This is a genomic window from Gilliamella sp. CG13, from assembly GCF_046635805.1.
Taxonomy (GTDB): Bacteria; Pseudomonadota; Gammaproteobacteria; order Enterobacterales; family Orbaceae; genus Gilliamella; species Gilliamella apicola_I.
Genome location: NZ_JBIDFM010000001.1, coordinates 728521 through 750037, shown reverse-complemented (window position 1 = coordinate 750037; position 21517 = coordinate 728521). Strand labels below are relative to the sequence as shown.

Here is a 21517-nt window from a genome sequence, read left to right as displayed (position 1 = left end):
AGGCATAGTGGATATTTATAGTAAAAGGTTACCTACTATAAAGCAGTTACAGTATTTCGTAGCAGTTTGTGAAGAACGTAGTTTTAGAGGAGCGGCTGAAAAGCTAGGCGTAAGCCAACCACCGCTTTCAATTCAAATCAGAGATTTAGAAGAAAAGTTAAAAGTCACCCTTTTTTTGAGAAATTCTCATAATGTGGTTTTAACTAGAGAAGGAGAAGATCTCAAATCCAAAATAACATTATTATTAAATGAGCTTTGTTCAATAACCAAATCGTTCAAATCGCGGGAGGTAAAAAAAGTAGTGCTTGGGGCAACTAAAACTCTTTGTTTTGACTTTATTCCTTATTTTAAATTATTTTTGTCGGATTTTAGTGAAGAAATCGAGATTTACAAACACAACTATACATCTAAGGAACTTTTATTAGAATTACAAAAAGAAAATATCGATTTTGCTTTTGTTTCTGATTATCAAATAAGAGATATCAACGAAAACTCGCAATTAGTCTATAAAGAGCCTATGATTTTAGTTTTACCTAATAGTCATCCATGTAGTAAGCAAGAAAGAGTAAATCTTAATGATGTAACTGATTTACCACTCTTTTGGTTTAAACAATACTTGAACCCAGTTTTTTATGAGCAGTGTGAACGAGTATTCAAAACGCTCAAGCTTCCTATTGTACGGCGTGCAAAACTACAAGATAATTTATCAATGTTACTTGAAGTATCTTTAGGTAAAGGTATGATGCTTTTGCCTCAGTCAATGACACAAGCGAAAGTGGAGGGTGTTGCATATAAAAAGTTAATTAGGAGTCAAGATTTAAAATTAAAAATCGATATTTTTCTTATTTGGCGAAAAAATTTAAGAAAAAATTCCACCACTGATGCAATAATTAATTATTTTAAAAAATCAGAATAAAAGTTAGAAAAATCGATTTAGACCTGAATTCCAATGAATATGGAAACGTTGATTCTTTGAAGAAGATGGCGGAAGCGCAGAGATTCGAACTCTGGGAGGGTCGCCCCTCGCCGGTTTTCAAGACCGGTGCTTTCAACCGCTCAGCCACACTTCCGCAATGGCTGTGAATATTAAAGGAGTCGGACTTATTTGTAAATAGCTATTTTTGAAAAAAAGCTTGTTTGCTTTAATTTTCGTCAATTTTAAGCATTATTGGCTCCATACTGTGACTTTAAACATCAAAATTAGTGTTGGATTGCATATAATTGAGTATAATATCCAGAAAATAAAACAGCGTACTAAAAAAATGTTAGAACAGATAAAAACAGATGATAACGGTTATTTAAAAAATTGGCAGGATTGGTCTGTTGAACTTGTGCCAGAACTGGCGTTACAAGAATCGATCGAATTAACTCAGGCGCACTGGGATGTTATCTTGTTTGTTCGTGATTTCTATTTGGAATATAAAACGTCACCTGCGATTCGAGCATTAGTCAAAGCATTAGAAAAAAAATTTGGACCAGAAAAAAGCAATAGCCGTTACTTATATAAATTATTCCCAAAAGGACCAGCAAAACAAGCAACGAAATTGGCTGGATTACCTAAACCAGTAAAATGTATCTAGATTAAAGGTAAAATTAAACGTATGAGGCAATGGAAAATAGTATTAATATTGCTGGTGTTACTTGGTTATCTGCAATACTCTTTATGGTTTGGAAAAAATAATGTCTATGATTATCAAGAAAATGTGCAAATGCTTGCAAGCTTGCATGAACAAAACAATAAACTTAAAGTCCGTAATGAACAGATGTTTGCCGAGATTAATGATTTGCAACGTGGTTCAGAAGCTATAGAAGAGCGAGCACGTAGCCATTTAGGCATGGTTAAGCCTAATGAATATTTTTACCGAATCATTATCGACTCAAATTCTCATCAATAATAAGGCATTATGTGAACAACACGAGTAATATTATTGCAATCGTTCCGGCAGCTGGGATTGGTAGCCGAATGAATAGCCAAACGCCTAAACAGTATCTTAAAATTGGTTCAATGACCATTTTAGAACATACATTACAAAAGTTACTATCTCATCCACGAATAGGCAAGATTATTGTTGCTATCCATGCTAAAGATCATCTTTTTGCAACTCTACCTATTGCAACTCATCCTCGAATTCATGTTGTCAAAGGTGGTTCAACTCGTGCTGATTCAGTCTTAGCTGGGCTACAGGTTTTAAATGATGAACAATGGGCTTTAGTGCATGATGCAGCCAGACCTTGTGTTGATCATAATGATATAAATCGTTTGATAAACACCGTGGTTGAAACACAACAGGGTGCTATTTTAGCAACGCGTATCAGTGATACTGTCAAACGAGCTTACCAGACCAATGACAACGTTATCGAATCTTCAGAAGATCGTACGTATTTGTGGGGGGCTGCAACGCCTCAACTATTTAAGGTTGGTGAGTTGAAGTCTTGTTTACAACTTGCTTTAAATAATCATGTGCCAATTACTGATGAAGCCTCAGCGATTGAATATGCTGGTGGACATCCTCTATTAGTTGAGTGCCGTCGGGATAATATAAAAATTACACATCCAGAAGATTTAGCTCTGGCCTCATTTTTTTTAACTAACCAAATGCAAAAAGGTGATTTATGCGAATAGGGCACGGATTTGATGTTCATAAATTTGGAGGGGAAGGGCCCATCACCTTAGCTGGTGTAAAAATACCCTATCAATATGGTTTGGTTGCACACTCTGATGGTGATGTTGTGTTACATGCGATTACTGATGCGCTAATTGGCGCATTAGCACTAGGCGATATTGGAAAACTTTTTCCTGATACTGATTCTAAATATAAAGGTATTGATAGTCGAATATTACTCAAAGAGGTCTATGGCATTGTTCAAGCAAAAGGTTACCAGTTGGTCAATTTAGATACCACTATTATTGCACAAGAACCCAAAATGCGTCCTCATGTTGATCAGATGCGAGTTAATATTGCTGAAGATCTCAATGTTCATTTTGATCAAATCAGTGTTAAAGCCACCACGACTGAACAACTAGGTTTTACTGGGCGCAAAGAAGGTATTGCATGTGAAGCGGTAGTATTACTCTCTCAAAAACGTTAAATTGATTCATTTACTTAATAGGCATTACACGTGTTAGCAGAACTTAATTTTTTATATGGAAAGCCGAAAACAACGGGACAATACAAGCAACAATATGAAGACTTTGTGGTAACAGAAGATCTTGGTTTTGAATTAACCGGCGAAGGTGAACATGTTTTAGTTTATCTTGAAAAAAAAGATTGTAATACTATTTTTGTTGCTGAACAGTTAGCTAAATATGTCGGTATTTCGCCAAAATTGGTGAGCTATGCAGGGCTTAAAGATCGACATGCAGTGACTCGGCAATGGTTCAGTTTACATATGCCAGGAAAGGAATCACCTGATTTTACTGATTTTGATTTGGCAGGCTGTCAAATTCTAAAGGTTACAAGGCATAATAAAAAATTAAAAATAGGTGCGTTAAAAGGTAATTATTTTAATATAAAACTCACTAACTTAAGTGATACTATTGAACTTGAATCAAAATTAGCTTCCATTGAGCAACATGGCGTACCCAATTATTTTGGCGAACAGCGCTTTGGTCGAGATGATAATAATATAATTCAAGCATTAAAATGGGCTAATGGTGAAATTACCGTTAAAGATCGTAAAAAAAGAAGTTTTTATCTTTCGGCAGCACGAAGTGCGATTTTTAATGATGTTGTTAGTAAACGTATCGAACAAGGTCTGCATCAAACCGTTTTAGAAGGTGATATTTTGCAATTAGCCCAACGAGGAAGTTGGTTTGTTGCGCAATCAAATGACCTTTCATTGTTACAATCTCGGTTGTTAAACGGGGAAGTTAATATTACTGCGCCAATGATAGGGGATTCTCAACTTGGTACTCAATCTTGCTCACTTGAATTTGAGCAAAAATGTTTAGTCAACTGGTCACTATTTACTGAATTATTTAAAAAAGAGCGTCTTGAAACCTCAAGACGTTCGATATTATTGCGTCCTCAGCAACTTAATTGGCAATGGATAAATGATAATAGTATTGAGATTAACTTCTATTTAACATCAGGTTGTTATGCAACAAGTGTAATACGAGAATTGATTACAGGAAATGAGTAACTAACATGCAAAGTTTAAAAATGCAGTCTCTAATTCAATTATTGCGTCAGCAAGGAATCAAAGATGAACGTGTATTAGCCGCGATAGCCTCAACACCTCGAGAGCATTTTATTGATGAAGCCCTTTCTCATCAAGCTTATGATGATCGTTCTTTGCCCATTGGTAGTGGACAGACTATATCACAACCTTATATCGTTGCCCGAATGACTGAATTGTTAAAGCTTGAACCCGATTCAAAAGTTCTTGAAATAGGGACGGGTTCAGGTTATCAAACGGCGATTTTGGCAAAGTTAGTTGATCACGTTTGTTCGATCGAGAGAATCAAAAGTTTACAATGGAATACTAAACGTCGTTTAAAACAACTCGACATTCACAATATTGCTACTCGACATAGTAATGGTTGGTTAGGGTGGCCAGAGCGTGGTCCCTTTGATGGGATTATTGTTACCGCAGCCGCTTCTGAAGTACCAATTAATCTTGTTAAACAATTAGCAGATAAAGGTCGATTAGTGATACCCGTAGGAGTAAACCATCAAGTTTTACAATTAATTGAGCGTAGTGGCGATAGTTATATAACGAAAAATATGGGCGAAGTAAAATTTGTACCTTTGGTAAAAGGTGAAATTGAATAATGGCTGTTTATTTATGTTAATGCCAATATTTCGATAGGTTAACTTCAAAAATTAAAATATCAATTTAGGTTTATCTCATTGCTAGTCAAAAAAATAGAAAATAAGTTTATTATTTTCTATTTTTTGCTTATTAAATTATCCATTTAACAACAATCTGCTAATGATAAACAATATGTTAGGTCGTTTGTTTTGATTCAGATTGTTTCCATTCACAAATCCCGTAAATGGCATTGAACAGGTAGATTAAGTATTGCGTTGCGATTACGATATTATTTGTATATATATTTAACCCAATTACTAACACATTTAATATCACCCATAAATACCAATTGAATGAATAACGCATCATTAATAGTAGTTGAGCTACAACGCCTAATCCGAAGATAAAACAGTTTGTAATTAATTGATAAACGGTATTTTCAACACCAATTGCGTTGGTTAAGTAGACGTTGAAAAATACTGCTGCGATTAAAAAAATCAGGGTATATAGAAAAGCATTTTCACTCAACGAACGCACTTTAACATTTTTATGTGAGTCTTGATTTTTTTCCCAAGTGATTAACCCAACAATATGCGATCCAAAATAGTAGAAAGTTGGCAAGCCTGCACCAATATTGTTACCCAAGTAGTTGGCATAACATTCAGCAACCACTGCCAGCATACCGATAACATTTCCCATATTTTTGCGTTTAGCCAATAAAATAACACATAGTAGCCCACAAAAAGCACCAACATAAGAGACAAAATAACGTAAATTCAAATGGGTAAAAGGATCAGTATATAAAAAGGCTAACGTAACACAAAGTACACAAAATAGAGGGTAAAATTTATTACGTCCAATAAATATAGCAAGATGACTTAATTTATTCATAATTAATACTCTTTATCATTAATAAGTTGATTAACCAATTCAATACAACGTAAATAGCGTTCTTCGTAATCAGGCGAATCAATTGGAATATATTTGATATTATTTTTTTCAAGAATTGAGATAAGTAATTGTTGAAAATCTTTACGTTGTTTTGGACTGCCTAGTGAACGTAGTCCGTCAGCAACCCATGGTGTGTTATTACCTAACAATATCACTAAATCAAAACGATAGTTGTTGATCATCGCCTGTAGGAAAGGGTGTTCTTTACCTTCATATTTTTTACAAAAAGCTTGAGTGGTGACAAAATCAGTGTCAATAAAAGAGACCTTATTGGCATGCTTTATTGCGAAATCAATATATTGTGCGTGACCTAATGCGATTTTATCGTAATCAGCATACTGTAAAGCACGTTCATCCCCCCCAAGCTGTGAAAATACATAATCACGACCATATTCCCATGCACTAGTCGTATTGAATACATTGGCGAGTTTATTAACCAGTGTTGATTTTCCACTGGATTCTCCGCCTAAAATAGCAACGGTTCTAACAAAAAATGGTCTTACTTCAGTCGGAATATATTGCCAATTTTGCAGCGGTGCTTGACGGATTTGAGTCCCACTGACTTGCATAAATTTCCGTTCTGGATCGATAAGTACTGTTTCTAAATCGAATAAATCTTTATACATAGCGACATCTTGAGGTTCACTCGAGTAGACACAATTGGGTTTTATGCCTTTTTCTCTAAATAGTTTTTTGACACGATCACTCCACTCAAGCCAACCGTTTGGATACGCAGGAATTCCATCTTCTTTTAATAATTCAATATGGATATTTTTTTGATACTTAAACGTTTGCAGTAACCAACGAATACGATCATTGATTGTTGGTTGGCGAGACATTGCACTTTGTTCAAACAGTGCCATATCACGAATAGTATCTGAACAGAGCACAACATAAAGTTCATCGACTTGACTAATCGCCCGTTGAATTAAATGAATATGACCAGTATGTAAAGGGTAAAATTTACCAAATATAACACCGACTTTTTTATTTATCGTCGATTCCTCTATTTGTAAATAGTGATGAAGGGATTGTAATTTTTGTGCGCTAGGATTTTTAACCTTATCATTGATAAGTTGACTTAAATAACCTTTGGTCATTTTACAAGCATCGGCAACGGTTTGTAGGGATAAATTTTTTCGCTTAATTGCCTGTTTTAGATAGCTAAAATTACTCATAGCAACACCTCTCTTTTTGTGTTTTATATCTGTAACATAATTTATATTAATTTTATGAAATGTTCAATATATTAAACAAAAAAATAATATCAAAAAATATTAGATTTTTTTATTAATTAAGACAAAATAGTCATGTCCTCGGGAATAGTTCAATTAAATGAAAAATCTAAATTTATTATAAACAAAGGAAAAACAATGAAAAAATTATTATTATTAAGTGCGTTAATATCAAGCAACGTATTAGCCGCTAATGACGTGATACTCAATAAAGTAACGTTGTTTCTAAAAGGTGCTGAATTACAAGGTCAGTCGATAGTTTCATTAAAAAAGGGTGAAAATGCAATTGTTTTAACAGGTATTGCCAATGGGGCAAAAGCAAATTCGATAAGTATTGGATTTAATAATAACAACGTAAAAGTATTGTCGACTTCATTAAATAAGAACTATGTTGATAATGATGAACAAAATCATGATACCAAACCATTACTTGAAAAGTTACAGCAATTGCAGGAAAAATATGATATTACTGCAATTCAATTAAAAGCTGTATCTGAGCAAATCAACCTTTTACAAGGAAACCATTTAGATCAACTCACTAAAGTGACTAATGATAATGTAAACGGAATGAAAAATATATTGGATTTTATTAAAGCCAATTTAGTGTCTGCATTGAGCGAACAATACACATTAGAAAAAGAAGTCCAACAACTTGAACAACAAATCGAACAATGTCAGGAAGAATTTGAAAAGTTAGCAAGAACAACAAAAAACTTAACGAATGCAATTGATGTTAAAGTGTACTCAGATCAAGATATCACGTTACCGATTACTTTATCTTATGTTACCAATGAAGCAAGTTGGAATCCCACTTATGATGTACGTGTTGATGATATTAATTCCCCAGTACAATTAACTTATAAAGCTGAAATTCATCAAAACAGCGGTTTAGATTGGAAAAACATTGATTTTAAATTATCCACCTCAAATCCTAGCGAAGGAATAACAGCCCCTAATTTATCTCCTTGGTATATAAAAACCAGTAATCCCGATATGGGTGATTACAGGCTAGGTATTGGTTATCCATTGTTAGAAGATAGAGATGATATGATGTCATTGAGTCATACAAATACTGTAAATAATGCAACGATTAACACTTTAGGTATAAGTACTATCTTTGAAGTTATCTTACCCTATACTATCAAATCAAATACTAATGATAATATCCTGATCTTACAAAACAGAGAGGTTGTAGCAAATTATCATTACGTTGCAACACCAAAAATCAATAACTATGTCTATTTACAGGCACAAATAACAGATTGGGATAGACTCAATCTTTTACCAGGAAAATTGACAGTTTTTTTCAATGGTAGTTATATTGGCGAAAGTTTTATCGATACCAAATATATTAAAGATACTCTCGACATCGCTTTAGGACGTGATAAAAATATTTTGATCAATCGTAATCGCAATGTGAATGAAACATCTAAACCTTCTTTCTTTGGTAATAATATTTCACAAAAATATGCTTATACCATTGATGTAAAAAACAGTAAATCATTACCGATAGATATTATTGTTTATGATCAGTTACCGGTAATCTTAAATAAAGCCATATCACTGGATGATGTTAAATATGGTAATGCGGACTATGACAAAGATACAGGTAAGCTTACGTGGAAATTTAACTTAAATCCAAACGAAAGTAAAAATCTTAATTTAAGTTTTAAATTATCTTATTCAAAAGATGATGTTGACGATATAATTGGATTATAAATCAGTTAAAACAGAAACTACGCATGGTAAACGAGTGGTTAAACCAATTTAAACAAGACAGTCAAATTAGTTTACTTGACATTCATTTGGCTGCATTTTTAAGTCATAAAGCAAAATTAAATGATGATCTCACACTTAAACGCTTTAGTTATATGGTGCTATCACTAAGTAAAGAGGTAAGATTAGGGCATGTTTGCCTTGATCTTACTTTATTAAATCAGTCATCCATTGATCCTAAATTATGGTTAGATTTAGAATCCCCTCAAGATGTTGATTGGAAACATACACTCAAACAAGCTCAAAATAATCAGGTTGTGAGTGATGGACTTACGCTAACGCCACTAATCTTTATTAACAACAAACTCTATTTTCAACGAATGTGGTTAGATGAAAAAAATGTTGCATACTATTTTAATCATACAACATTTAATGAAAAAACAGATAGCAGCGATAATTTCAACACCATACTTGATCAATTGTTTACCGAACATCACACCGAAATAGATTGGCAAAAAGTCGCTGTTGCGGTGGCATTAACACGTAAAGTTGCGATCATTTCAGGGGGGCCTGGGACAGGGAAAACCACAACAGTTGCCAAAATTTTAGCCGCCATTTTACAAACACAACCTACCGCTCGAATTGTCACGACAGCACCCACAGGTAAAGCGGCCTCAAGACTGACTGAATCACTAAGCCAAGCCTTAAATAAGCTTCCTTTTGAATCTTTAAATAATAAAACAGAAGCAATAACCTTACATCGATTATTAGGTGCAAAAGCGGATAACCGATCATTTACCTATCATAAAAAAAATCCACTCAATTTAGATGTATTAGTCATTGATGAAGCATCTATGGTTGATTTAAATATGATGGCGAGAGTGATCGAGGCATTACCGCCATCAGCGCGTTTAATATTATTAGGTGATAAAGATCAGCTCTCATCAGTTGAAGCGGGTGCTGTATTTGGTGATCTTTGTCATTTTATTGAGAATGGATATAGTGAGTCAAGAGCATCAGAACTGAGCCAATTAACCGGATATGTCGTTCCTTCTATACCCAGTGTCGCTTCTATTACCGATAGTATTTGTCTGTTAAAAAAGAGTTACCGATTTAATGAATCTTCTGGGATTGGACTATTAGCTAATGCAGTAAAAGAAGGATATGACAGTAAAGTTAGCCAGTTATTAGGCGATGAAATATTGGATGACATTAATTATCATCCTTTGTCATCAAAATCATCTTATCAAGCTTTATTACACGATAGTGTAAAACATTATCAGCATTATTTAGATGCGATAGTGCACCATGGCAATAATGATATAGCTTTAATTCTAGAAAAATTTTCACAATATCGTTTATTGTGTGCTGTCAGGGATGGTTTATTTGGTGTACAAGGTTTAAATAAGCAAATTGAAGCGTTATTAATTAAGAAGAAATTAATACAGCCAAAGCATAAGGACGGCTGGTACATCGGTCGACCGATTATGATTTTACGAAACAGTACCGCTTTGGGATTGTATAATGGTGATATTGGTATTACGCTCACCGCTGAACATGATAAGTCAAAATTACGGGTCTATTTTCCTTTTTCGGATGGATCAATTAAAGGTTTTTCACCTTATCGATTGCCAGAACATGAAACCGCCTATGCAATGACGATTCATAAATCGCAAGGATCGGAGTTCGATCATGTAAATATTATTTTACCTACTGATTATTCACCATTGTTGAATCGTTCTTTACTTTATACGGCGATTACTCGAGCGAAAAGAACGGTAGCGATTTATGCTGAAAGTAAAATTTTAGCGTTATCGGTAAAAAACCAAATACATCGTGAAAGTGGTTTAGCGCAGCAAATTAAAGGAAGTAATAAAAAATAACGCCAAGTATATTATTTGTTTGAAATGATCTAATATAATAACTTTGAGCCATTTACAATCTTCTTAATGGAAATCAAAAAGATAAATAGAATTACACTTTAAAAGGATCAGTCATTGTTTGTTTGAAAATTTAAGACTGTATTGCTCAGCTTAAAAAGAGAGAAATTAAAAAAGCACTTGATGAAATAACAAGTGCTTTTTTGTTTTTAAATATTAATGAATAATCTTTGCTAAAAAGTCTTTAGCACGATCTGATTCTGGGTTACTAAAGAATTGCTCTTTAGATGTATCTTCAATAATCTCGCCAGCATCCATAAAGATAACACGATGTGCCACTTTTCGAGCAAAGCCCATTTCATGGGTCACCACCATCATGGTCATGCCTTCATAAGCTAGTTCGACCATGACATCTAACACTTCATTAACCATTTCAGGATCAAGTGCTGAAGTCGGTTCGTCAAACAACATGACAATTGGATCCATACAGAGTGCACGTGCAATGGCAACACGCTGTTGTTGACCGCCAGAAAGTTGCGCAGGATATTTGTTGGCATGTGCAAGTAAACCAACACGATCTAACAATGATAATGCTTTTTCACGCGCTTCTTTTTCAGATCGTTTTAACACTTTGATTTGTGCTAACGTCAAATTCTTTAAAATCGTTAAATGTGGGAACAGTTCAAAATGCTGAAACACCATCCCGACTTTAGAGCGTAATTTTGCTAGATTAGTTGATTTGCTGGTCACTTCAGTGCCATCAATAATAATTTTACCCTTTTGTACGGGCTCTAAACCATTAACCGTTTTAATCAGCGTTGACTTACCTGATCCAGAAGGACCACAAACCACGACAACTTCACCTTTACCAACTCGTGTAGTACAGTTTTTTAATACCTGAAATTGTCCATACCATTTTGATACATTTTCTAAGGAGATCATCGACTTATCCCTTTTTTGAAATAATTAACTAAACATGAAGCAGTAAAACAAATTATAAAATAAATTGCTGCTGCAAAAATAATCATAGAATATTTGACTGTGCCGCCTTGCACACTACCAATTTGAGTGACACTTGCACCAAACAGGTCAATTAAGCTCATTACATAAACCAAAGACGTATCCTGGAATAAAATAATTCCTTGAGTTAACAGTAATGGAATCATTGATCTGAATGCTTGAGGTAAAATAATCAAACGCATGGATTGGCTTTTTGTCATTCCTAAAGCATAAGCAGCATGATATTGACCTTTAGCAACAGCACTAATTCCTGCTCGAATAATTTCAGAATAATAAGCGGCTTCAAAAAGCGCAAAAGCAATCATAGCCGAAGCAATACGCACGTCTGCATCAGGTGGAAGTTTAAACAAATGTTTAATAACCTGTGGTAGTGCCAAATAGAACCATAACAGCACTAATAAAAGTGGAATGGAACGGAATAAATTGACATAGCACTTGGCAAAAACATTCAATATTTTAATATTTGATAGACGCATTAACGCCAGTACCGTTCCCCAAACTATACCAAAAACAACGGCAATAAAAGTAATTTTGGTTGTTAACCATAATCCACTTAATAATAATGGATAATTTTCGATGACCAATGAAGGGATATCGGCAATCCAATTAATTAACTGCATATTATCCTCCTTGACTCATATTTGGTAAGCGCATGTGTTTTTCAACATTTCGCATAATAAAAAGAACCGCATAGTTTATCAACACGAAAGCAAGCGTTACGCCACATAACACTTCAATAATACAGTTTGTTGCATCATTGATACGTTCGATTTGTCCAATTAAGTCGATCAACCCAATTGTAGAAGCAACGGATGAATTTTTAATAATATTGGTCATCTCGGAAGTTAATGGCGGAATTATGCGCCGATAAGCATTCGGTAATAAAATATAACAATACGCTTGTCTGTTTGTTAAACCAAGAGCAATTGCCGCATATCGTTGACCTTTTGGCAATGTTTGAATACCTGTTCTTACCTGCTCAGCGATACGTGCAGAAGTAAATAATCCCAACGCAATTGCGGCGGTAATAAACGCACTGATATTTGGGGATAGTTCCGAAACAAACCATGTTTTGAAACTTCCACTTAATAATTCAGGAAATAACATATACCACAAAAACATTTGTACCAATAAAGGAATATTACGGAATAGCTGGACATAGCAAGCAGCAAACTTGTTTAACAGCTTGTTGTCTAATGTTCGGCAAATACCAACTAATGATCCCAGTATAAATGCAATGATCCATGCGGTGATTGCTAACGAAACTGTCACAAAAACGCCATCGAGTAGCCAGTTTAAGTAAATACCGTCTCCATAAGGTGTCGGTTCAAAAAATAGCATCCAATTAAAGCTCATTATGGAATCACAAAGATGTTTCCAAAAGGCTGTAAAATGTTCCAAAGCTAGTATTCGATTAAAACTCATAATATATTTAATTCACATAAATTAGATTATGTACTAAATGTTTTCACATTTAGTACATGGGATTAGAAAGAGAAGAAAAGTGTTAATCTAATGCTTTATCATTAGGATTTGCAAATAACTCAACCATTTTTGGTGAAATTTCAAGTTCCATATTGGCCCCTTTTGGTGGCACAGGTTGAGTGAACCATTTGTTATATGATTCTAATGCTTTTCCGGATGTTTGAGCATCAGCAATTGCTTTATCCATTAATTGCTTAAATTGGACATCACCTTTTCTTAACATACAACCATAAGATTCATATGAAAGTGGTTCGCCAATAATTTTCCATTCACTTGGATTAATGGCACGAGAACGCTCTCCTGCTAATAAAGCATCATCCATTAAAAATGCTGCTGCTCGACCGGTTTCAAGCGCATTAAAAGCATCACCATGATCTTTTGGTGTAATAATACGAATATTTAATTTTTCCTTATTGTTGATTTGATTTAAACGGATTTCTGACGTTGTTCCTGCCGTAGTCACAACATTCTTACCTTTAAGGTCTTCAATACTATTAATATTGCTATCTGCTTTAACTAAAAAGCGCGTGCCAACAATAAAGATGGTATTTGAAAAACCAACCGTTTTTTGACGCTCAAGATTATTGGTTGTTGAGCCACATTCAAAATCATATGTGTAGTTCTTTAGTAATTGTATACGAGTTTTAGACGTAACCGGTAAATATTTTACTCTAAGATCAGGCATATTTAACTCTTTTTTGACGGCGTCAACAATCAAGTTAGAGTAATCTTGTGAATAGCCAATAACTTCTTGATTTTTACCATAGTAGGAAAATGGAATAGAAGATTCACGATGACCAACAACAATCACACCACTATCTTTAATTTTGGCTAATGTGCCAGTCAGTTCTTCAGCAACTGCTGAACCACTTATTAGACCTAACATTGCAAATGATAACGCTAATTTGGTTAATTTTGTTTTTATGTTCATACTCATCTCCTACTGTTTAATTTGTATCATATTAAATATATTTAATATTTTTACAAAGGGCGTATATTATAACTTATTTTTTACTATAAAAGTACTTTTTACTGTTTATTTATATATCATTGGAGCTAGATGCGAACAATTGTGACCAAAATTTTGTCACAACTGAACGAAGTAATTTTAATCAGAATTAGTTAGATTTAAGCAATAATTATGCCAGTCTCAACATCACTTCCTTTTTTTTATAAAAAAAGGAAGTGTCATAAGAAGCATGATAATTAAATAAGGTCTGTTTCCCCATCTTGCATAAGGTGTTAAACCGATTGTAGGGGATAAGGTTTGAGATAACACTGATGTTTCAAATTGAGGTAATTGTTGGATGATTTTACCATGATGATCGATAATGGCTGTGATGCCATTATTGGTACTCCTTATCAAAGGACGACCAAACTCTAATGCTCTGGCTTGTGCCATTTGAAGATGTTGCTTAGGCCCAATACTGTCACCAAACCAAGCATCATTAGAAACGGTCAGTAAAAAGTCAGTATCAGCAGAAAAATTTTGCCATATTAAATCAGACAAAATCACTTCATAACAAATCACGGTAGTAAATTTAAACCCTTTCATTATTAATGGGGCCTGCTTTATGTCACCTGATTGCATCGATGACATGGGAATACCCAATAGATTCGTAATCGGTTTAAGTACGGATTCCAATGGAGTGAATTCACCAAATGGCACTAAGTGGTGTTTTTGATACCGATTATTGGTTGGATATTCATAAGGTGTTTTATCACCTAATACCAGTAGCGTATTATAAACATTACCGTCATCATCATATCTTCCTCCATTGAAACGATAATCGATGATACCAACGGCGATTTCTGTCTCATTTGCTCTGGCTTGGTTATCAAGATACTGCAATAATGATTGTTGATTTATTTCAAAATCTGTAATACTGGCTTCTGACCAGATAATGATTTTATCTTTTCCAAAATTTGCTTTGGTTAATTTGGTATAGGTATCAATAGTTTGATTTAGTTGTTGATGAGTCCACCTTAATGATTGTGCTATATTACCTTGTATCAACGCAAAATTAGCCACTCGGTGTTTATCTACCTTAGTCCAATTAATCTGATTGAATAAAAATGGTGCAATCGAGAACGCAAAAAGTGCAATTAATGCACCAAAAAAGTGCTTTGTGAAAGCTTTTTGTTTAAGTCTAAACAAACAATATGTTATTAAACCACTTAAAATGGTGGTTAATAATGTTACACCATTTATACCAATAAGGGGAAAATAAGCTCGTAATGGGCTGTCAAGTTGACTGTAACCTAACTCAAGCCATGAAAAACCAGTTAAAATATAACCACGTAAAAATTCAGTTAATTGCCAAAAAATAGGAGCAGCAAAGACTAGCTGTTTCAATGAAAACGGCGGTGCAAATCGTTTTAAGCAGCTAAGTAATAGCGCAAAAAGCATTGGATAAAGTGACAGGTAAAGGATCAAAAATCCTAAAATGATTAATGCCACAGATGATGGCAATTCGCCGTACTGTTTAATACTAATATAAATCCAATGCACACCGGCTGTAAAATAGCCGATTCCCCAGCAAAGCCCTATCAGCATCGCTTGCTTTTTAGACTTATTAGCTATGAGCCATAACAGTCCTGCAAAGGATATAAATGCTAAAGGCCAAATATGAAAAGGAGCATAGCTGAAAACAGCGATACTCCCGAAAATTATAGCTAATGCCAGATGTTTAAGCATTTTCAGGTAACTCTAGATTAGGAACGGTTGCCCCTTCAGGAATAGTGACATGAAGCTGAATGATCCGTCGACGATCGGCAATGGTCACTTTAAATTGATAACCATCAATAGTGATACTTTCGCCTCGTAAGGGTAAACGTCCAAAATGTTGCATGACTAACCCCCCAATGGTATCCATTTCTTCATCACTAAAATCGGTTTTAAAAACATCGTTGAAGTCTTCAACAGGTGTTAGTGCTCGAACAGTATAGACTTGAGGGGATAAGCGACGAATATCACGATCTTCAATCTCATCAAATTCATCTTCGATATCACCAACAATCAACTCTAAAATATCTTCAATGGTGACTAAGCCAGAAACACCACCAAATTCATCGATAGCTATAGCCATATGATAGCGTTCCATTCGAAACTCTTTCAACATATGATCAACACGTTTGCTTTCTGGCACAACAACAGTAGGGCGTAAAATTTTTTTCAGATCAAAATTATCCACACCTTGACGAATAAACATAAGAAGATCTTTAGCTAACAAAATACCTTCAATGTGATCTCTATCTTCACTTATGACAGGATAACGAGAGTGTCCATGTTCAGAAATAATATTCAAACACTCATCAAGCGTGTAATTATCTTTAATTGTTACAATTTGAGAACGAGGAATCATAATATCGCGAACACGCTGTTCTGCAATATCCATTACTCCTTCGATCATGTCGAGAGTATCAGGATCAATCAGTTCGTTTTCTTCGGCTTCACGAATTACTTCAATCAGTTCTTCTTTATCTTTGGGCTCTGAATTGAATAACTGACTTAACCATAAAGTAAACCCTTTTTTAGGGCTCCGGTGATTATCATCACTCATTTGCTTGATTCCTTAGTTATTTTGCATGATGTAAATTATTCTTATACTCAGCTTAGTTAATGTGAATTATAAATTGAATGAGAATAGTGTAATGATTTGTTTTAATTAGTCAATGGGTTGATAAGGATCATCAAATCCTAACTGTTTCATAATATCAATTTCGATACTTTCCATTTCTTCCGCTTCTTCGTCAACAATATGATCATAACCGAGTAAATGCAAACAGCCATGCACTATCATGTGAGCCCAATGCGAAATTAATAATTTATGTTGTTCTTGTGCTTCTTTTTCGACGACTTGTTTACAAATAATGAGATCACCTAAAAGTGGCACTTCAATATCAATTGGCGACTCAAAAGGAAAAGATAACACATTGGTCGGTTTATTTTTTTGTCGATAGGTATGATTTAATTGTTGGCTTTCAGCTTCATCAACAATACGAATCGTTATTTCTGCTTGATCCATAAATTGAGGCAGAATAACGTTTAACCACTGCATGATTTGTTGTTCAGTGGGAAGGCGATCAGTTTGCGTTGTTGCTATTTGCAGATCTAAGATAATTTCACTCATGATAAACTCTGTCATTATTCACGATGATAAGGATGATTAGTGGTTAAACTCCAGGCTCGATACAGGCTTTCAGCCACAATAACTCGAACAAGAGGATGAGGTAAGGTAAGGGGGGATAATGACCAGCTTTGTTCTGCTGCTGCTTTGCAAGCTGGTGAAAGTCCTTCAGGCCCACCAATTAATAAACTGACATCACGTCCATCTGTCTTCCAACGTTCCAATTGCTCGGCTAAATTATGAGTAGTATAAGGTCTACCGGGAATGTCTAGCGTGACAATACGGTTACCTTTGCCACAAGCACTAAGCATCGATTCGCCTTCTTTATCTAAAATACGAACGATATCGGCATTTTTAGTACGTTTTCCTGCCGGTATTTCGATTAATTCTAAAGGCATATCTTTCGGAAAACGAAAGCGATAATCATCAAAAGCTGTTGTGACCCAATTAGGCATTTTAGTGCCAACAGCGATGAGCTGTATTTTCACCTAATTAACCCCAAAGTTTTTCAAGTTCGTAAAGTTGACGACTTTCTTCTTGCATGATGTGCACAATCACAGAATCCATATCAACAACAACCCAGTCAGCATCATTTTGTCCTTCACTGCCTAAAACCAGATATCCATGTTTTTTGGCTTCATCAATTAAATGCCCTGCAATTGAAGACACGTGGCGATTTGATGTTCCCGTACAAATGACCATGTAATCAGTAATACTTGATTTACCTTTCACATCAAGAATAACAATATCCTTGCCTTTTAAATCATCAATTTTATCTGTAATGAAATCCTGTAATGACTGTTGCAAAATAAACTCTCTATCAATCAAAATAAAGCACTAGTATAACATATTTTTAAAAATTGCAGTGTAGATAAGCTATCGGCAAAAGTCATCTTACAAAATATTTAAATATCTTAATTGGTTTATCACTTGTTGAGGTTTGACTGTTTAACACTTTAAACAGTCAAAATATGAGACATTCGCTAAACTAGAGCGAAATTACTCGATCAAATAACGGATTATCAATTAAACGATGTGTTACCATAAGTAAAGTTTTACCTTTACAGGATTGTTGGATAAGTTTAATGATCTGCTGTTCCGTTTGTTGATCCAAGCTTTCGGTCGGTTCATCCATTAAAATCAAGGGTGAATGATGCAGTAATGCTCGAGCAATCCCAATACGGCGAATTTCACCACCCGATAACGCACGCCCACCTTGCCCAATAAGTAAATCGAGACCTTTTTCCGTGATAAGTAATTTATCCAGCTCAACTTGATGTAAAACATCTATCAATTGCTGATCGGTAGCCTGCTCATTACCAATCAGCAAATTTTGCCGTAACGTATCGCTAAAAATGGTAATAACTTGCGGAACGACAGCAATAGCTTGGCGAAGTGTTTTTTCATCCAACTGGTTAATAGGGGTATCATTCAAATAGATTGACCCCGAATTGAGTTCCCAAATGCGATTAATCAGATTGAGCAGTGTTGATTTACCAGAGCCGGTTTTACCAATCAACCCAATATGCTCACCAGATTCAACCGTTAACGAAAAATCCTTTAATATGATAAAAGGTTGATTTGGATAACTAAAATTAACTTTATCAAAGTGTAATTTAGCCATTGTCAAATCAAGTGTTTTACCTTCTTTCACAAAGGTAATTTCAGGAGTTTGACTAAAAATAGCCGTTATACGGGATGCCGATGCGATGACTTGCCCTAAAAATATAAAGGCATTAGGAATGGGCATTAAAATTTCTGCACTGGCAAGACAAACAAATACAAATAAGGCAACTAATGGCGAAAGTGTATATTGAGTGATCAGCCATAATACCAGCAGTGTTAAAAAACCTGAGATTAATAAAATTAATGCACTCGATAGCGCCATTAACGTTGATTGACGTTGTTGATTACTAAGCCACTGTGATTCAAGTTCATCAAGTTTATCACGATACTTTGCTTGGGCATTAAATAAAGTGAGTTCAGCTTGTCCTTGTAAATAGCTAATCAGTTGTGAACGATAATCGCTTTGCTGTTTTGCCAATGTCTCGCCTAATTGTTTACCGGCATAATAAAAAATTACAGGTACAGTAAGCAAAGTCAGCGTGAGAATAATGGTAATGATGAGCGCAATAGGTAGATTAATGTAACTTAATCCGATAAATAAAATTGCGATCATTATCAATGCAGTTACAATGGGTGAAAAAAGTTTTAAATAAAGGTGATCAAGCGCATCAATATCGACAATAAATCGATTAAGCAGATCCGCTTTTTGATATTGTGCTAATTGATTGGCACTTAATGGTAATAGTTTGCGAAAAGCTAATGTCCTTAAGTAAGCAAGAATTTTGAAGGTTGTATTATGATCAACTAAACGCTCCATATAGCGTGCTGCCGTTCGGGTAATCGCTGCTGCCCGAACCCCAGCAGCAGGAAGCATATAATTGAAAGAATACAAACCAGCTACCCCCACAAAAGCGGTTGACGCTAAAAACCAGCCAGATAAAGAGAGCAAAAACACACTTGCAAACAGGGTGAGAATCGATAAAGATAATCCAATTAAGATTTGCCAAAAATAGTGTTTATACAGAGCAATGTATGGACGCAAAATTGCTAGCATGTGATCTCCTTAACGTTACAATTTAATTGACCATGAGCCAGTTGCCAAACTTGATCTGCGTACTGCATATCGTCCGACTGATGGGTAATTGTAATCGTATTAGGGGCAATATTATGTCGTTCTAAATGATTAATTGTTTCTTGATCTAAGCTTGCTGTAGGTTCATCTAAAATCAATAATTGGCAAGGCTTTAGCATCGCTCTGGCTAAAGCCACGCGCTGTGCTTGTCCAATCGATAACCGGATAGCATCTTCGCCAATAAGGGTATCTAATCCTTCAGGCAGTTTAGCTACAACGTCAATAAGCTGTGCTTTACAAATGACAGCTTGAAGTTCTTCATTACTGGCAAGCGGATTACCAAGTAAAATATTATCTCGTACAGAACTATTTAAAAGATAGGGATGTTGACCAATCCAACTGACTTGTTTTTGCCAATCAGTGATATTTAACTGATTAAACTCAATCCCATTGATTTTTAATGAACCTTGATAAGGCAAAAAACCAAGTAAAACTTGCATTAACGAACTTTTCCCCTCGCCACTGGTTCCTATTAATGCTAATTTAAAAGGCGCCTTTAGCGAAAATGATAAAGGGCCAACAATAGGGTGTCGCTCATTAGATAACACGATTAAGTTATCTGCTTCAATAGATTTTAATGGCTCATTAAAGGGAATCGATTTTACTTGATGTTCAGCATTTATTGATGAATTTTCATCATTTAAAAAAGATTCAATATTATCAGCGGCAGCAATAGCTTCGGCTTTCGCATGATAGTAAGTGCCTAAATCACGTAAAGGCTGAAAAAATTCTGGCGCCAAAATTAACGCAAAAAAACCAGCGAAAAGCGTGACTGTGCCATTATAAGAACCAAAATCAAACTCGCCTAAATAAGAAAATCCAAAATATACCGCCACAATGGCGATTGAAATCGAGGTAAAAAACTCTAAAACGGCAGAAGACAAAAAAGCGACTTTTAAAACTTGCATCGTTTTAACGCGAAAATCTTCGGATGCACGCTTAATCTCTTGAGCTTGTTTTTCGCCTTGATTAAACAGCCGAATGGTATTTAGACCTTTTAATCGATCTAAAAAATGACCGCTTAGATAACTCAATGCTTTAAAGTGGCGACGATTAATATCCGCAGCACCCATACCCACTAAAATCATAAAAATCGGAATTAATGGGGCTGTAGCGAGTAAAATAAGTGCTGCTGCCCAATTAAAAGGGAAAATTGCGATACAGATTAAAATAGGTACCATACTCACTAAACGCATTTGCGGTAAATAGCGGGCAAAAAAATCTTGGAGATTATCAACTTGTTCAATAATTAATGTACTCCATGCACCGGTGGTGCTTCGATTTAGATAGGCAGGGCCCAATTTTTCAAGCTGATTGATTAATTGATGACGAATCTGTTTTCTAACTTTTTTGCCTAAAATAAAATTAATTTTCTCTCGTAAATAAAGTAAACCAGCGCGGACAAGAAACACAATAACCAAACAACCAAAATAAGGCAAAATGTCAAAAAATCTGTGTTGCTCAATAATTAACTTTTGTAAGATCGTTGCCAACAAAGCCGCTTGAAAGATCACAAAAATGGTTAACAAAAACCCGGTTAAAGTCGAGGCACGCAAGTCAGATTTATATCCTTTTGCATGCTGCTTTAGCCAATTTAATAAATAAGTCTGACGTTGTTTATCTAATGACATGAATATCAATATTTTT

22 protein-coding genes and 1 tRNA gene are annotated in these 21517 nt (G+C 34.9%); 9 read left to right on the top strand and 14 right to left on the bottom strand.

What is annotated here, in order from left to right; all coding sequences use genetic code 11:
• The first annotated feature begins 7 nt into the window (after window positions 1-7).
• Complete coding sequence (locus ACGH6R_RS03415; RefSeq protein ID WP_411598903.1) at window positions 8-916, top strand: LysR family transcriptional regulator; 909 nt, start codon at window positions 8-10, stop codon at window positions 914-916.
• A 66-nt stretch (window positions 917-982) separates the two neighbouring features.
• Here ACGH6R_RS03415 and ACGH6R_RS03410 read toward each other — a convergent pair.
• Window positions 983-1070, bottom strand: a tRNA-Ser gene (locus tag ACGH6R_RS03410).
• Window positions 1071-1262: 192 nt separating this feature from the next.
• On the opposite strand from ACGH6R_RS03410, the gene ACGH6R_RS03405 reads away from it, so the two are divergent.
• Genes ACGH6R_RS03405 through ACGH6R_RS03380 form a run of 6 tightly spaced genes read left to right on the top strand, consistent with a single transcriptional unit; the run spans window position 1263 to window position 4775 of the window.
• Window positions 1263-1580 carry a TusE/DsrC/DsvC family sulfur relay protein gene (locus ACGH6R_RS03405; protein ID WP_411598902.1) on the top strand — a complete coding sequence of 106 codons (318 nt, stop codon included), beginning with the start codon at window positions 1263-1265 and terminating at the stop codon, window positions 1578-1580.
• Window positions 1581-1601: 21 nt separating this feature from the next.
• On the top strand, window positions 1602-1895 hold the full coding sequence (ftsB, locus tag ACGH6R_RS03400) for a cell division protein FtsB (protein WP_267351592.1): 294 nt from the start codon (window positions 1602-1604) through the stop codon (window positions 1893-1895).
• A gap of 11 nt (window positions 1896-1906) precedes the next feature.
• Window positions 1907-2623 (top strand): 2-C-methyl-D-erythritol 4-phosphate cytidylyltransferase, encoded by a 717-nt coding sequence (ispD, locus tag ACGH6R_RS03395; RefSeq protein WP_267351590.1) that lies wholly within the window; start codon window positions 1907-1909, stop codon window positions 2621-2623.
• The gene (gene ispF, locus ACGH6R_RS03390; RefSeq protein ID WP_267359168.1) at window positions 2614-3090 is read left to right on the top strand and encodes a 2-C-methyl-D-erythritol 2,4-cyclodiphosphate synthase; all 477 of its coding nucleotides are present in this window, start codon (window positions 2614-2616) and stop codon (window positions 3088-3090) included. Before ispD ends, ispF begins: the two co-directional genes overlap by 10 nt.
• A gap of 30 nt (window positions 3091-3120) precedes the next feature.
• On the top strand, window positions 3121-4143 hold the full coding sequence (gene truD / locus ACGH6R_RS03385) for a tRNA pseudouridine(13) synthase TruD (RefSeq protein ID WP_411598901.1): 1023 nt from the start codon (window positions 3121-3123) through the stop codon (window positions 4141-4143).
• Between the two features lie 5 nt (window positions 4144-4148).
• Window positions 4149-4775, top strand: a complete 627-nt coding sequence (locus ACGH6R_RS03380; protein ID WP_267351587.1) for a protein-L-isoaspartate(D-aspartate) O-methyltransferase — start codon at window positions 4149-4151, stop codon at window positions 4773-4775.
• Between the two features lie 175 nt (window positions 4776-4950).
• On the opposite strand, the gene pnuC is transcribed toward ACGH6R_RS03380, so the two are convergent.
• On the bottom strand, window positions 4951-5646 hold the full coding sequence (pnuC, locus tag ACGH6R_RS03375) for a nicotinamide riboside transporter PnuC (protein WP_267351585.1): 696 nt from the start codon (window positions 5644-5646) through the stop codon (window positions 4951-4953).
• Window positions 5647-5648: 2 nt separating this feature from the next.
• On the bottom strand, window positions 5649-6884 hold the full coding sequence (gene nadR, locus ACGH6R_RS03370) for a multifunctional transcriptional regulator/nicotinamide-nucleotide adenylyltransferase/ribosylnicotinamide kinase NadR (protein ID WP_267378015.1): 1236 nt from the start codon (window positions 6882-6884) through the stop codon (window positions 5649-5651).
• Window positions 6885-7079: 195 nt separating this feature from the next.
• Here nadR and ACGH6R_RS03365 point away from each other — a divergent pair, with 195 nt between their 5' ends.
• Window positions 7080-8660: a DUF4139 domain-containing protein gene (locus ACGH6R_RS03365; RefSeq protein WP_411598900.1), complete on the top strand. Its 1581-nt coding sequence runs from the start codon at window positions 7080-7082 to the stop codon at window positions 8658-8660.
• Window positions 8661-8683: 23 nt separating this feature from the next.
• Window positions 8684-10540, top strand: a complete 1857-nt coding sequence (recD, locus tag ACGH6R_RS03360; protein WP_411598899.1) for an exodeoxyribonuclease V subunit alpha — start codon at window positions 8684-8686, stop codon at window positions 10538-10540.
• A 213-nt stretch (window positions 10541-10753) separates the two neighbouring features.
• Here recD and ACGH6R_RS03355 read toward each other — a convergent pair whose 3' ends face one another.
• The 11 genes from ACGH6R_RS03355 to cydD all read right to left on the bottom strand — a co-directional run bounded on the left by ACGH6R_RS03355 (window position 10754) and on the right by cydD (window position 21501).
• The gene (locus ACGH6R_RS03355; protein WP_065559141.1) at window positions 10754-11479 is read right to left on the bottom strand and encodes an amino acid ABC transporter ATP-binding protein; all 726 of its coding nucleotides are present in this window, start codon (window positions 11477-11479) and stop codon (window positions 10754-10756) included.
• Window positions 11476-12177, bottom strand: a complete 702-nt coding sequence (locus tag ACGH6R_RS03350; protein WP_411598898.1) for an ABC transporter permease subunit — start codon at window positions 12175-12177, stop codon at window positions 11476-11478. Before ACGH6R_RS03350 ends, ACGH6R_RS03355 begins: the two co-directional genes overlap by 4 nt.
• Before the next feature lies 1 nt (window position 12178).
• Entirely contained in the window at window positions 12179-12913 is a 735-nt protein-coding gene (locus ACGH6R_RS03345; RefSeq protein WP_411598897.1) for an amino acid ABC transporter permease, read from the bottom strand.
• Window positions 12914-13064: 151 nt separating this feature from the next.
• On the bottom strand, window positions 13065-13973 hold the full coding sequence (locus ACGH6R_RS03340; protein WP_411598896.1) for a glutamate/aspartate ABC transporter substrate-binding protein: 909 nt from the start codon (window positions 13971-13973) through the stop codon (window positions 13065-13067).
• 225 nt (window positions 13974-14198) lie between these two features.
• Window positions 14199-15740, bottom strand: coding sequence for an apolipoprotein N-acyltransferase (gene lnt, locus ACGH6R_RS03335; RefSeq protein ID WP_411598895.1), 1542 nt, complete (start codon window positions 15738-15740; stop codon window positions 14199-14201).
• On the bottom strand, window positions 15733-16605 hold the full coding sequence (gene corC / locus ACGH6R_RS03330; protein WP_411598894.1) for a CNNM family magnesium/cobalt transport protein CorC: 873 nt from the start codon (window positions 16603-16605) through the stop codon (window positions 15733-15735). Before corC ends, lnt begins: the two co-directional genes overlap by 8 nt.
• Before the next feature lie 105 nt (window positions 16606-16710).
• Window positions 16711-17175 (bottom strand): rRNA maturation RNase YbeY, encoded by a 465-nt coding sequence (gene ybeY, locus ACGH6R_RS03325; protein ID WP_411598893.1) that lies wholly within the window; start codon window positions 17173-17175, stop codon window positions 16711-16713.
• Between the two features lie 14 nt (window positions 17176-17189).
• Window positions 17190-17660, bottom strand: coding sequence for a 23S rRNA (pseudouridine(1915)-N(3))-methyltransferase RlmH (gene rlmH / locus ACGH6R_RS03320; protein WP_267351570.1), 471 nt, complete (start codon window positions 17658-17660; stop codon window positions 17190-17192).
• Window positions 17661-17664: 4 nt separating this feature from the next.
• Window positions 17665-17982 carry a ribosome silencing factor gene (rsfS, locus tag ACGH6R_RS03315; RefSeq protein WP_220217275.1) on the bottom strand — a complete coding sequence of 106 codons (318 nt, stop codon included), beginning with the start codon at window positions 17980-17982 and terminating at the stop codon, window positions 17665-17667.
• Between the two features lie 178 nt (window positions 17983-18160).
• Window positions 18161-19792 carry a heme ABC transporter ATP-binding protein/permease CydC gene (gene cydC, locus ACGH6R_RS03310; protein ID WP_267378030.1) on the bottom strand — a complete coding sequence of 544 codons (1632 nt, stop codon included), beginning with the start codon at window positions 19790-19792 and terminating at the stop codon, window positions 18161-18163.
• Window positions 19786-21501, bottom strand: a complete 1716-nt coding sequence (gene cydD, locus ACGH6R_RS03305) for a heme ABC transporter permease/ATP-binding protein CydD (RefSeq protein WP_411598892.1) — start codon at window positions 21499-21501, stop codon at window positions 19786-19788. The genes cydC and cydD overlap by 7 nt, the downstream gene beginning before the upstream one ends.
• Window positions 21502-21517 lie beyond the last annotated feature (16 nt).

Coding starts and splice junctions, on each gene's coding strand:
- ispF (WP_267359168.1), top strand. CDS start 2,614: ATGCGAATAGGGCACGGATTTGATGTTCATAAATTTGGAGGGGAAGGG.
- ACGH6R_RS03355 (WP_065559141.1), bottom strand. CDS start 11,479: ATGATCTCCTTAGAAAATGTATCAAAATGGTATGGACAATTTCAGGTA.
- ACGH6R_RS03340 (WP_411598896.1), bottom strand. CDS start 13,973: ATGAACATAAAAACAAAATTAACCAAATTAGCGTTATCATTTGCAATG.
- cydD (WP_411598892.1), bottom strand. CDS start 21,501: ATGTCATTAGATAAACAACGTCAGACTTATTTATTAAATTGGCTAAAG.
- lnt (WP_411598895.1), bottom strand. CDS start 15,740: ATGCTTAAACATCTGGCATTAGCTATAATTTTCGGGAGTATCGCTGTT.
- ACGH6R_RS03380 (WP_267351587.1), top strand. CDS start 4,149: ATGCAAAGTTTAAAAATGCAGTCTCTAATTCAATTATTGCGTCAGCAA.
- ACGH6R_RS03345 (WP_411598897.1), bottom strand. CDS start 12,913: ATGAGCTTTAATTGGATGCTATTTTTTGAACCGACACCTTATGGAGAC.
- ACGH6R_RS03350 (WP_411598898.1), bottom strand. CDS start 12,177: ATGCAGTTAATTAATTGGATTGCCGATATCCCTTCATTGGTCATCGAA.
- ybeY (WP_411598893.1), bottom strand. CDS start 17,175: ATGAGTGAAATTATCTTAGATCTGCAAATAGCAACAACGCAAACTGAT.
- pnuC (WP_267351585.1), bottom strand. CDS start 5,646: ATGAATAAATTAAGTCATCTTGCTATATTTATTGGACGTAATAAATTT.
- corC (WP_411598894.1), bottom strand. CDS start 16,605: ATGAGTGATGATAATCACCGGAGCCCTAAAAAAGGGTTTACTTTATGG.
- cydC (WP_267378030.1), bottom strand. CDS start 19,792: ATGCTAGCAATTTTGCGTCCATACATTGCTCTGTATAAACACTATTTT.
- ACGH6R_RS03405 (WP_411598902.1), top strand. CDS start 1,263: ATGTTAGAACAGATAAAAACAGATGATAACGGTTATTTAAAAAATTGG.
- recD (WP_411598899.1), top strand. CDS start 8,684: ATGGTAAACGAGTGGTTAAACCAATTTAAACAAGACAGTCAAATTAGT.
- nadR (WP_267378015.1), bottom strand. CDS start 6,884: ATGAGTAATTTTAGCTATCTAAAACAGGCAATTAAGCGAAAAAATTTA.
- ACGH6R_RS03365 (WP_411598900.1), top strand. CDS start 7,080: ATGAAAAAATTATTATTATTAAGTGCGTTAATATCAAGCAACGTATTA.
- ftsB (WP_267351592.1), top strand. CDS start 1,602: ATGAGGCAATGGAAAATAGTATTAATATTGCTGGTGTTACTTGGTTAT.